Origin of the sequence: Carboxylicivirga caseinilyticus (genome assembly GCF_050589785.1) — a bacterium.
Classification (GTDB): Bacteria; Bacteroidota; Bacteroidia; order Bacteroidales; family Marinilabiliaceae; genus Carboxylicivirga; species Carboxylicivirga caseinilyticus.
In genome coordinates this window covers 71,983-85,004 of the sequence record NZ_JBNGOX010000014.1, presented here as the reverse complement: position 1 = coordinate 85,004, position 13,022 = coordinate 71,983, and the positions used below count along the sequence as shown (strand labels likewise).

8 protein-coding genes are annotated in these 13,022 nt (G+C 37.5%); 4 read left to right on the top strand and 4 right to left on the bottom strand.

Features of this window, described 5'->3' with window-relative positions; genetic code table 11:
- Window positions 1–5: 5 nt before the first annotated feature.
- The 3 genes from ACRD62_RS09435 to ACRD62_RS09425 form a co-directional block, all read right to left on the bottom strand.
- A complete protein-coding gene (locus ACRD62_RS09435) occupies window positions 6–758 on the bottom strand; it encodes a copper homeostasis protein CutC (protein WP_430819874.1) in 753 nt (250 codons plus the stop codon).
- 61 nt (window positions 759–819) lie between these two features.
- Window positions 820–1,581, bottom strand: coding sequence for a DeoR/GlpR family DNA-binding transcription regulator (locus tag ACRD62_RS09430; protein ID WP_430819873.1), 762 nt, complete (start codon window positions 1,579–1,581; stop codon window positions 820–822).
- 24 nt (window positions 1,582–1,605) lie between these two features.
- Complete coding sequence (locus ACRD62_RS09425; RefSeq protein ID WP_430819872.1) at window positions 1,606–2,826, bottom strand: PNGase F N-terminal domain-containing protein; 1,221 nt, start codon at window positions 2,824–2,826, stop codon at window positions 1,606–1,608.
- Between the two features lie 775 nt (window positions 2,827–3,601).
- Between ACRD62_RS09425 and ACRD62_RS09420 the strand changes: the two genes are divergently transcribed.
- The 4 genes from ACRD62_RS09420 to ACRD62_RS09405 all read left to right on the top strand — a co-directional run bounded on the left by ACRD62_RS09420 (window position 3,602) and on the right by ACRD62_RS09405 (window position 11,907).
- Complete coding sequence (locus ACRD62_RS09420; RefSeq protein ID WP_430819871.1) at window positions 3,602–5,830, top strand: alpha-L-fucosidase; 2,229 nt, start codon at window positions 3,602–3,604, stop codon at window positions 5,828–5,830.
- Between the two features lie 20 nt (window positions 5,831–5,850).
- The gene (locus ACRD62_RS09415) at window positions 5,851–8,499 is read left to right on the top strand and encodes a glycoside hydrolase family 3 N-terminal domain-containing protein (RefSeq protein WP_430819870.1); all 2,649 of its coding nucleotides are present in this window, start codon (window positions 5,851–5,853) and stop codon (window positions 8,497–8,499) included.
- A gap of 99 nt (window positions 8,500–8,598) precedes the next feature.
- Complete coding sequence (locus tag ACRD62_RS09410) at window positions 8,599–10,047, top strand: alpha-L-fucosidase (protein ID WP_430819869.1); 1,449 nt, start codon at window positions 8,599–8,601, stop codon at window positions 10,045–10,047.
- Window positions 10,048–10,389: 342 nt separating this feature from the next.
- On the top strand, window positions 10,390–11,907 hold the full coding sequence (locus ACRD62_RS09405) for a beta-N-acetylhexosaminidase (RefSeq protein ID WP_430819868.1): 1,518 nt from the start codon (window positions 10,390–10,392) through the stop codon (window positions 11,905–11,907).
- 403 nt (window positions 11,908–12,310) lie between these two features.
- Here ACRD62_RS09405 and ACRD62_RS09400 read toward each other — a convergent pair whose 3' ends face one another.
- On the bottom strand, window positions 12,311–12,685 hold the full coding sequence (locus ACRD62_RS09400; protein WP_430819867.1) for a GxxExxY protein: 375 nt from the start codon (window positions 12,683–12,685) through the stop codon (window positions 12,311–12,313).
- Window positions 12,686–13,022 lie beyond the last annotated feature (337 nt).

Here is a 13,022-nt window from a genome sequence, read left to right as displayed (position 1 = left end):
AAGATTTATAATGTGTTGTTCAGTTTTTTAATAACTTTCATTGCGGCTTCAATCTTTTCTTCGTCAACGGTCTGTTTAAGGTATTCTTCTGATTCGATGTTACCCATATTTAAATTGTTGTTGGTAAAAGTCATTTCCGACTGAATCATTTTAACTGCCGACATGTGAAATTCATTGGCGCCTGTTGCAACTTGCAATTCTTCAATATTACTGGCATTAACACCGCTTCCAACCAAAATATTTATTTTACCTGCAGCTATTTCAACCAGTTCTTTAATGATTTCTTTTCCTTCTAAAGCAGTTTCTTTTGTTCCCGAAGTTAATACGGTATCTACTTTTAAGTCAATTAAATCTGCTAATGATTTTTTATAGTCACACGACATGTCAAAAGCGCGATGAAAGGTGAATTTCATAGGTTCTGCTAATTCTACCAGTTGTCTTGTTCTGCATTTGTCGATTGATCCATCTGCATTTAAAATGCCGCACACAACACCGTGAACGCCCATTTTTTTCGCTTCGATGATGTCTTTTTTTATGATATCAAATTCATCATTCGAATAAAGAAAATCACCTCCACGTGGCCTAACTATAATAAATACATTGGAGTGGCCTGTGTTCAAGGCTGCCTTTATAAAGCCAAAGCTGGGAGTAGTTCCGCCTTCTTTAATGTTGGCACATAGCTCCAGTCTGTCAACTCCCAATTTTAATGCTTCTTTTACACCTTCAATACTGTAAGTGCTAACTTCTAATTTATACATTGCTTCTGTTTACTACTTTCAATTTTATCTGAGATTAGTAGTTGCCTACTATTTTTTTGGTTTATATTACTTGTAAAGAACCAAGTTTTATATAAGGTTTTAATATTGGATTGTCCGGATTGAGCTCTGTTATTAAAATATCCAGTTTTTCAATGGGTATGATGTTGAAATTCTGAACCGAATCAAGTTTTTCGCTCAGTGCAACTGAAACTGTTTTAGCACTTCGTTCAGACATTTTACGTTTGACCAATACTTCCGACCTGTCAATATCAGTAAGACCTCTGTCGATACTAAGGCTTCGTGTTCCAATAAAAAATATGTCGGCATTTACTTCGTTTAGCAGGTTTAGAGTATCTGTGCCCACTGTAATGGGTACATCAGACAAAAATTCTCCACCTAAGAAGTAAGTATGAACATTACTTTTTGATAATAATTCCGATGCAACTGGCAGACAATTGGTCATGACCGATAGTTTAATATCAGAAGGTAGCTGTTTTGCTATTTCCAGATTGGTGGTTCCTCCGTCAATAAATATCAGCATATCATCTTTGAGCAATGAAACTGCCTTTTGAGCAATCAATTGTTTTTCTTCAGCTGCAAATGTTTTTCTGTCATCGTATTTCATGGGTATGTACGATGATGAATCGGTTAAGATGGCTCCACCATGCACCTTACGAATCAAACCTTGTTGCGACAGTTCTTTTAAATCGCGCCGAATGGTGTCTTCCGAAACATTTAAATCAATGCTTAGCTCTGATGATAATACCTTAGATGATTGTTTGATTTTTTCTAAGATGATATTTTGTCTTTCTTCTTTTAACATGGTTGATTCATTATTTTAGCAAGATTATCGGGTTAAAACAATGTAGGCTGAAACATTCCAGTGATTCAACTCATTGATGGTTTCAGGTTGAGCTTCTGGTATGCTGATTGTTATGCTGTTTCTTCCTTTTTTCAGGTTCGTTACATTAAAAACCATTGGTTCAATCTGGGAGCCCGGGCACCAGTTCGATCTGGATAAATCAGATGAAGCTATGAATTCTTCAATTTCTGATTCTTTGGTATCGCCTGTTCTAAGGTTGCCAACGCGAGCCGTTCTTTTCATGGTCCAAACGCCAGAGTGAGGATTGAATCGACGATATGATGCGCAATCGTCTCTCCAGGGGATATCTTTATAAAGGACCGTTCCGTTTACAGATACAATATTTTCTTTCTTAACAAATTCATCACCCTCGCTATGCCCACCATGCCCGGTTGTGATATAGTACAACTGTGCTGTTGAAAAATCGTCTGTTACTTCAAAATCATAGGTGATGTCGTTTCGGCTGAATCCATCGAATAATCGCTGAGGACTAATGTAGCGCATTGTATTGGCTAATGGAATCACCTTTGTTTCTTCCTTTTTATAAACTTCAGCCTTTGACTCCTGGTATTTTAATTTGGCAGAAATGGCATATCCTTGTTTTGTCCAAACATCAACAAAGGCCCCTATCCATACTTCATTTTCCAGTTCGCTGCAAAGCTGAGTGATGTCTTGTATCCAGGTTACTTTTTCTTCCCAGTGAGGAATGTAAACAGGTTTGCGTTTCAGAATTTGGTCATCGTGAGAGAAATGACCAACGCCAAAAGGAGTCATAAAACGTAGGAGCTCAATTGCAGGCGAATATTTACCTGTTGGAATTATGCCTGCAAACAAGTCTTCGTCTTTTGTGTCTTTATAAATATCAACAAAAGCATCGTGTTCCGTTAAAAAGTTTATGTTGCTTGATGATGGAATGATAAATAATGATCCTGTTTTATCCCATGGATCACCAGCTGAAACAATTTCGGCTTCAATGCTGATGTTCACATGTTTTGAATACTTTGGTAAGGATACTTTTTTGAGAATGATTCTGCCGTTGTCTATTTTGATAATATCATCACTCAGATTGGTTGTGTTCTCTTCCGGATTAAAGTTGATGGCTTGATTCTGAAAAATTTCTATCTCTTTATCTCCAATTGATTCTTGTTTGCTTGTACAAGATGCCAGAGTAATGATCAGTGAAAAGGTGAAGATATATTTCAACATGATTGATACAGATTTTGCTATTTAGTTAATGCAAATTTAATTTCTTATTTGCATGTATTTGCATGTTTGGTGTTAATTTTTCTTTTAATCAGCATTATTTTAAAGTTTTTGATATTGAATAATTCTATGATAAGTTCAATTTTTGTTTGGTATTTAATGTTTTAAAGTAAAGATAAATAGATTGATAGACTAATTTTGGGGTTGGTTTGTAGTGTCGCTTTTTATGTTAAAGTTATAATGCTGTTTTTGATAATTAACTACTCTTAATATGGCGATAAAACGCATTTATATGCAATTAATTCGGTATTTCATAGTAAGTTAATAAAATTATGTGCATATATTTGTGTTGATAATTGCATGAATGTGCATGAATTAAAATGAGTTTATTATCATTTTAGGCTAAGTAAAGATTCAAAGTGGAATGTCTGTATAAGCTAATGAAATAGTGGATGATAAATGTTGTAATTATTCTTTTTATCGCGATTCTGTTGCTGCTTAATAAATAATCACTTCATTCCGGTAGATTCAATTATTGAATATCTAAGAAAGATTAAATAAATTGATAATGAATGTGTAAGCTAGATAAAAGGATCTTGTTTTAGAATAATTGGACAATTTCAGAAGAACTACTTTTGTTTTAAAACCTTATATTTGCAATCAAAATACTTATAAAAAGTTTGTTTTAACTTTTATTTAGTTTCGAAATGTTGTTTTTAAGCAAACTAAAACAGATTTTTGAATCATATTAAAACCATTCTTAAAAAAGAAATAAAGTATGGAAAAACGCATTGTCTTTTGCCTGTTTGTTTTGTCTTTAATCGTCGGTTGTAACGGACCGTCAGGTTTATTAATGAAAACTGCCAATACTATTGCTGTTACAGAGACAGATACGCCAGATAGTATTATCTTAAAGGCAGCTCACGTTGTTCCTACTCAGGAGCAAATCAAAGCTTTAGAAGATGAGTTTATTGCTTTTATACACTTTGGTCCTAATACTTTCACCCAAAAAGAGTGGGGTAATGGCTTTGAAGATCCAATGGTTTTTAACCTTCAAAATATTAATACTGACCAATGGTGCGAAAGCATTAAGGCAGCCGGCATGACAAAAGTTATTTTTACTGCCAAACATCATGACGGTTTTGTCTTATGGCAAAGTCGTTACACTAAACATGGTGTAATGTCGTCTCCTTTTGAAAATGGAAAAGGAGATGTGTTAAAACACTTATCTGCATCGTGTCAAAAATATGGATTAAAGCTGGGTATCTATCTTTCGCCTGCCGATTTATACCAGATTGAAAGCCTTGATGGTTTATATGGAAACCTGAGTTCATATACCGATAGAGTTATTCCTCGCCCTGTAAAAGGTCGTCCGTTTGAAAATAAAGCCACTTTTACCGCCAATGTGGACGATTACAATGAGTATTTTATGAATCAGCTTTTTGAATTACTCACTGAGTATGGACCCATTCATGAGGTTTGGTTCGATGGAGCTCACCCAAAACATAAAGGTGGTCAAAAGTATAATTACCGAGCCTGGAGAAAGATGATTAAAGAGTTGGCACCCGATGCAGTTATCTTTGGTAAAGAAGATATTCGTTGGTGTGGTAACGAGGAAGGAGATACCCGCAATACAGAATGGAATGTGATTCCTTATCAGGATAATCCTCAAACTATGAATATGTTTCCGGATTTGATGGATCATGATCTGGCAAGTGAGGAGAAGCTGGTGCAAGGAAAGTATTTGCATTATCAACCAGCCGAAACCAATACATCAATTCGCGAAGGATGGTTTTATCGTGACGATCTTACACAAATGGTACGAAGTACAGATGATGTTTTTGATATGTATGAGCGCTCAGTGGGTGGAAACTCAATCTTCCTGTTAAATATACCTCCAAATCGTGATGGTTTATTTTCTGATGAGGATGTCAAAGTATTGAAAGAAACAGGTGAAAGAATTAAAAATACTTACGGAACTAATTTGTTTGCATCAGCAGCCGGTTCAACTAAGGTATTGGATGGAAATACTTCCACTTTTGAATTGCTTGATGAAACAAACAACAGTATTGAGATTACCACTAAGGAGCCTGTAACCATTAATCGTTTTGTAATTCAGGAAGCTATTCAGTCGCATGGCGAGCGTGTTGCTGACCATAAAGTGGAAGCCTGGATTAAAGGTGAATGGAAGGAGATTGCAAAAGGAACTAATATTGGATATAAACGAATTCTTCGTTTCCCTCAGGTTACTTCCGATAAGTTCCGGTTCACTGTTCTTGATTCGCGTTATTATCCGGCAATAGCAAATATAGCTGCTTATTATTGCGATGTTCAGCCTCCTCAGTTGCAGCTGACACGCGATATCGAAGGAAAAGTAACCATTGAACCCAGTAAGCATGTTTTTCGCTGGAAATTACATGGGTTGGATCCTGTAGCTAATTTGAATAAAAATCTGCAAATCAGATATACGTTGGATGGATCTGAGCCAACGATGGAATCTGAGCTGTTTACTGAACCTGTATTGATTGAATCAGCTGAAGTGAAAGCCCGAGCTTTTAATAATGGAAAGCAGGGTCCTGTTTTACTTCAGAATGTTGGGTTGATTAAAAAAGATTGGAAAGTGAAAAACACAAGTTCTCAGCTGAAAGATCACGAAGCAGTTCTTGCCATTGATGCAGATGTTGAAACATACTGGTTGACAAATGCCGGACATAAACATACTATTACCATTGATCTTTCGGAGTTAAAAATCTTGAAAGGATTTTCTTATACTCCACAAAAAGAAAACAAAGAAGGAATGATCCAGCGCGGTGTGGTAGAGATAAGTAGTAACGGAAAATCATGGGTTAAGGCAGATGATTTTGAGTTTGGTAATCTGATAAATATGCCAACAACCCGTACGCATTACTTCAAAGAGTCGGTTGAGGCTCAATTTGTAAGAATTACAACAAAGGAAATTGCTGGTGACAGCCAACAGGCTGCTATAGCAGAAATTGATCTGTTTTAGAGAATAATAAAATAAAATATATGAAAAGGATTGCACAAATACTGTTAATTGCCCTGATGGTTTCGGCCTGCGGAAGGACAGAGGGGTGGAAAGATGCATCGTTACCGGAAGAGACACGAGCGGAACTTCTTTTGAAGGAGATGACGCTGCAGGAAAAGGTGCGTCAGATGAACATGACCCGGGGTGATTATCTGAAAGTGGATGGTGAGATTAATAAGGAAAAAGTTACAGAGCAGGTTGGAGATCTGGGATTGGGATCAATTCATGATTTCTATCCTAAAACTGCTGAAGAGTATAATACGGTACAACGTATTACCATGGAAAACTCTCGTTTAGGTATTCCGGTGATGTTGATGGAAGAGATGCTTCATGGCTATCTGACTCAGGGAGCAACTGTTTTTCCAATGCCAATAGGTATGGGAGCTTCATGGAATAAAGAACTGATGAATAAAGTGGGTAAGGTTATTGGTACCGAAGCCCGTATTCATGGGGCTCATGTTGCTTTAGGTCCTACTTTAGGTATTGCCCGCGAGCCACGCTGGGGTAGAGTAGCCGAATTATATTCAGAAGATACTTATTTAACTTCAGAAATTGGAGTGCAGATCATTCAAGGAATGGGTGGCCTTGATCCTAAATCACCTTTTTCGATGGTGGCAGGACCCAAGCATTATGCTGTTCATTCAGCACCTATCTCTGGATCGAATGCCTCACCAGTATTGCTAGGCGAGCGTACTGCCCGAATGGATTTTCTACCTGCGTTTGAGCGTGCCATCAAAGAGGCAGGTGCCTTAAATGTGATGTCGGCTTATTCTGAGTTGGACGGAATCCCATGTATCGGAAACGAATGGTTATTAACTGATGTATTGCGCAATGAATGGGGATTTAAAGGATATACTGTATCAGACCTTGGTGCCATGCGTTTCCTTTGGAATGTACATCACTTTGCTGAGTCTCCACAGGATGCAATCCGCAAAGCAACAAAAGCTGGTATGGATATGCAGTTCTATGATTTCACCGACAGTACTTATCAGGCTACTTTAATTGATCTGGTGCAAACAGGTAAATTGGATGAGAAATACATCAATCGCGCAGTTAAAGGAATCCTTTATACCAAGTTTCGCCTCGGTTTGTTTGAAGAGCCTTTTATTACACAGGAAAGAATTGATGAATATTACCATTGTGATGATCATATTCAAACTGCTTTAAATATTGCAGAGGAGGGAATTGTGTTGTTGGAGAACGACGGAATCCTTCCATTGGAAGCCAATAAATATAAGAAGATTGCTGTATTAGGTCCTTTGGCCAACTATGCTGAACTGGGTGGTTACACCGCAGCTGATGCTGAAGGGGTTTCGCTTATAGCTGGTTTAAAAGCTGCTTCACCAGAGACACAATTTGTGTATGAACAGGGAGCAACTATTGTTGAGCGAGGAACAGTTATTGACAGTAAGTATCTTTTCCATGGAAATGGTGAGAAAGGCCTGAAGGCCTCATTCTTCAACAATATGGAATTGAAAGGAGAACCAGTACTGACTCGTGTTGATGAATTGGTTGATTTCGAATGGCCCTGGAATCCTTACCCGGGTATTGAAGATGATTTCTTTTCGGCTCGTTGGGAAGGATATATCAAAACTGATGTGGATGTAAACGGCTGGGTTGGTACCAGCTCTGATGATGGTTCGCGCTTGTACATCAACGATGAGTTGGTGATTGATGCCTGGAAAGGAACAACACCTATTACCAGAGCTAAATACAATTTCAAAAAAGGAGTTAGATACAATATTCGATACGAATTTTACGACAATCAATGGCATGCAACAGCATCTTTACGATGGTCGAAAAAGAACGAAGGTATTGCCCGTGCAGTGAAGCTTGCGCGTCAATCTGATCTGGCTATCATCACAGTGGGAGAAAATACCAAAACAGTAAATGAAAATCGTGATGTGGCGACTCTAGGATTGTCATCCGATCAGGAAGAATTGATTAAAGAAGTACACAAAACGGGCAAACCATATATTGTTGTATTGCAAAACGGTCGTCCATTGGCTACCAACTGGGTTTCGGAAAATGCAAATGCTTTGGTTGAAGCCTGGTTTGCAGGTGAGCAAGGCGGAAATGCCATTGCCAACGTATTGTTTGGTAAAACAAACCCATCAGGACGAATGCCGGTTTCGGTTGCCAAGTCGGTTGGTCAGCTACCCATATATTACAATCAAAAGCCTACAACTATCTATCGCTATGTTGATAAAGATGATCAGCCTTTGTATCCTTTCGGATACGGTTTATCTTATTCAACATACGAATATAATAACCTTAAAGTGGCTGTTGATGAGTCTGCAGGTGACTTTAAAGTGAATGTGAGTGTTGATGTTACCAACACTTCTAAGGTAGATGGTAAAGAAGTAGTTCAGATTTACGTTCGGGATTTAAAATCGTCGGTAACTACGCCGGTTAAATCATTAAAGGCATTTGATAAACAAATGATAAAGGCCGGTGAGACAAAGACTTTTACCTTTACTTTGGGTAAACAGGATTTGAGATTATGGAATGTTGATAAACAATGGGCAGTTGAAGCAGGTGAATTCAGGGTAATGACAGGTTCTAATTCCAATGATCTTTCATTACAGGAAGAATTCACTTTAATGAACAGCTATCAGTTAGAAGACTAAAAGCTTTTTAATCTATAACCACAGATTACGCAGATACACAGATTTTTTTTTTGTAACAAAAGTAATCTGTATAATCTGAGGTTCATTAAAAGAAAAGATATGAAAAAAATATTTTTATCAATCGCGTTAACTCTTGCTACATCAGCTGCCTTTGCTCAATGGGCAGGAAAAGAATACGTGGTGGAGGAAGATGAACAAGTGTTGGAAAAGCTTGATGAGTGGCAGGATCTTAAATTGGGATTCTTTGTTCACTGGGGAGCATATTCTGTAGAAGGTTTATGTGAATCGTGGCCGGTAGTATCGGAGGATGTGGATTGGTTAACACCACACGAAAACCTGAAAGAATTCAGAGATCATTACTTTGATTTACCTAAGCGTTTTAATCCGACCAAATTCAGTCCCGATCAATGGGCAGACCTGGCAGTGGATATGGGAGCGAAGTACTTTGTATTCACTACCAAGCACCACGATGGATTTACCATGTGGGATACCAAGCAAACAGATTATAAAATCACCAACCCAGAGTATCCGTATGCAAATGCTAAATACGCTGATATTACAGGATCGTTGTTTGATGCCATGCGAAACAAAAACATGATGATTGGTGCTTATATCTCAAAACCCGACTGGCACAGTCCTTACTACTGGTCACCATCATTTGAAAGTCCGGGGCGTAATGTTAACTATAAAATTGAGCGTCACCCCGATTGGTGGAAAAAATACACTGATTTCTTTTACAATCAGGTAGAGGAGTTGATGACGAATTACGGTGATATTGACATTCTTTGGTTAGATGGAGCGTGGGCTGATAAAGCCAACAGAGGCCAGGATATGGGAATGGACAGAGTAGGAGCTATGTGTCGTGAGAAACAACCTGGAATAATGGTGGTTGATCGTTGGGTTGGCGGACGATGGGAAAACTACCGTACTCCTGAACAACATATTCCGGGAGAAGCAGAAGCTATTCCTTGGGAGACCTGTATGACTGTTAACTGCTGTTTCTCCTATCGTTTTGTAGAAAGCGAAGAAACAAATGTAAAAGAAGCCCGTGAATTGACTCATAAGCTAATCGACATTGTTTCGAAAGGAGGAAACCTTTTACTTGACCTGGGAGCTTCTCCTGAAGGTTGGTTCAATAAAAAAGAGGTGGAAGTAGTGCGCGAAATGGGTGAATGGTTAAAAATCAACGGAAAAGCTATTTACAGCACCAGAGCAGTTGCTCCTTATGCCGAGGCTAATGTAAGATACACGAAATCGAAAGATGGTAAAAAGGTATATGCAATTGTTTTGCTCGAAGAAGGTGAGCAGATGACTAAGGCTATGTTACCAGGTTGTTTGGTTGCTAAAGATGCAGTTGTTACTGATGTTGCAACTGGTAAACAGGTTAATTTTTCACAACAGGGTAATTCAACATTGGTAGATATGCCAAAGAAAAAAGGAACCGCTCAATATGCTGTGGCCTTTGAGATATCGAAAGTAGAAAAGATGGCCGGTAAAGAGTTTGGTAATTCACAGGCTGCCATTGATGCTGATAACAGAAATTTATAAAAACTAAATGAAAGTTGTTCTCTTGCATAGAGGGGGCAACTTTTTAGTATTTAAGCTACTGATTCGGCCTCATTAGGGATGAAGAATGAGGCGCAGTAGGTCTTTAGTAAGACCGGGAAGCTGAGAACTTGTTCGAAGATCACCCGGCCGCACTTAAGAGCTGCAAGAATTAGAAATCATCTCTAATGTAGCCTTGATTTTCTTTGTTTCGTTTCTTGTATCAAGACAAGAAATGAATTGAAAATCGGAGAAACCAAAAGGCTTGCGGCTTGAGCTGTTTAAATTAAGGATTAAAAAAAATTACGCTCTTAACGATATTAATATCATAGTAAAAGAATTAATATGAAGAAGTTTTTTCTATTTGCCCTAATAACCATTGCTTTGGCAAGTTGCTGCCAGAACAATGACATCGTTTATCAAACGCACGTTATACCTGAGCCTAACAATATGGAGGTAATAGCAGGACGTTACACTTATGGCGAAGCACCCGATGTTGTATATAATCAGGATAGCAACCTTGGTAAAGAAGAGTACAAGCTGGAGGTAAACACAAAAGGCGTTACTATAACATATGCTACAGATGTGGCAAAGATGTATGCCGAAGCAACCTTGTCTCAACTGCAGGACAACGATGGAGTCACCAACTATATTCCTTTGGTTAAAATTGATGATAAGCCTCGCTTTAAACACCGGGGGTTTATGTTGGATGAAGCACGTCATTTTCAGGGAATGGAGTTTGTGAAAAAGACTCTGGATCGTATGGCTTTTCATAAGTTGAATAAGTTTCACTGGCATTTATCCGACGACCAGGGCTGGAGAATTGAAATCAAAAAATATCCTTTGCTTACAGAGAAAGGTTCGATAAGAAAAGCGACTCAGGTAGGTTGGAAGCCGGATATTATGGATTGTCCTACTGATGGTGTTGAGTATGGAAAGGGTTATTTTTACACTCAGGAACAGATTAAGGAAGTGATTGAATATGCAGCTAAGTTGGGTATTGATGTGATTCCTGAAATTGATATGCCGGGTCATATGATGGCAGCTTTGCATGCTTACCCCGAGTTGGGTCCAAAAGAATCGTACGAGGTTCGTCAGTATTGGGGTGTTTCGCACGATGTGCTGGATGTAAGCAATCCTAAAACGCTGGAGTTTGCTAAAGATGTCATCAGCGAAGTGTGCGATTTATTTCCATATCGTTTAATTCATATTGGAGGAGATGAATGTCCTAAGGAGCAATGGGAGAAAAGTGCATCCTGTCAGAGGATGATTAAGGATTTGGGATTGAAAAATGAAGAAGAACTTCAGTCGTGGTTTTTAAAGGAGATAGAGAAAACGGTGATGGCCAAAGGCAAGCAGATTGCCGGTTGGGATGAGATTTTGGAGGGTGATATGAGTAAAACAGCAACTGTTTATCACTGGCGTTTCTGGACTAAGGAAAATATGACTAAAGTAGCTGCAGAAAGAGGAAATGATGTGGTTTCAACTTTAAATCATCGGATGTATTTCGATTTTTATGTATCGTACGATAAGGAGCATTTTGAACCATTGGCCTTTCCTTATGCCACTCCACTGCACAAAACCTATAACTATGATCCTATTCCTGAAGATTTGGATCCTAAATACCACGATAAGGTGATTGGTGTTCAGGGTAATTTATGGACTGAATATGTTACCAGCAATGAAACAGCCGAGATGAGAATCTTTCCTCGTTTTGCATTGTTGTCAGAAGTTGCATGGACCAATCAGGATCTGAGAGACTGGGAAAATATGAACCGAAAACTACCTTATATCTTCAAGGTATACGATAGCTGGAAGTTAAACTATAACCATGTTTATATTGCAACCGGTTGTGAGTATTAATTGGTTTTTTTAAGATAGGACATGCCCCGGTTTTAATTAGAATCGGGGCTTTTTGTTAGTAACTTCTCCTTTTTAATCAAAATGCCTTCCATTGATTATTGTTAATATTATAAACCACAAATCACACAGATTTCACAAAATCTAAAGGAATTTGGTTTGTGGTAATTAGTGAAATTTGTGGTAGTTTATTCGATTAATAGAGTGTTTAAATTATAGCGATTCACTTCTTTCGCTTATGTATCCTGATATACTGTTACTAATAATCCAGGTCCATGATACTTATGCGCTTCCACTAATCGTTGATTATATACTTTATAAATTATATTAACCACAAATTACACAGATTGCACAAATTCTAAAAGAATTTGGTTTGTGTTAATTGGTGAAATTTGTGGTGTTTTATTCAATTAATAAAGCGTTTAAATTCGAGTGATTCACTTCCGAAATTAATTAGTAAACCTACTTTCTTATTGGTGATTTTTAAATAATTGATAAGCTGTGAATAATGTATATCATCAAGTTCCTTGACAGCCTTTAGCTCAACAATTATTTCATTAAAACATATCAAATCTGCTTTGTATTTCTTATTAAGAATTACTCCTTTGTAATCTATTTGTAATTCAACTTCTTGTGCGAAAGGAATTTTGTTTTGTTTCAGTTCCATTGCTAAAGCTTCCTGATAAACTGCTTCTAATAATCCTGGGCCAAGATATTTATGCACCTCCATACAGCAACCTATTATTCTATAACATTCCCTTTTAAACAGAAAGCCTTCCATTAATCACTGATTATATATTTTAAAATTATATGAACCACAAATTACACAGATTTCATAAAACATAAAAGAATTTTATTTGCGTTAATTTGTGAAATTTGTGGTGGTTTATTCAATTCATAGAGTATTTAAAATATAGTGATTCACTTCTTTGGCTTAGGCTTCCTGATATTCTGTTTCTAATGATCCAGGCCAAGATATTTATGCGCTTCCACTAATCGTTGATTATATATCTTAAACCACAAATTACACAGATTGCTCAAATTCTAAGAGAATTTTATTTGTGTTAATTGGTGAAATTTGTGGTATTTTATTCTATTCATAGAGTATTTAAAATATA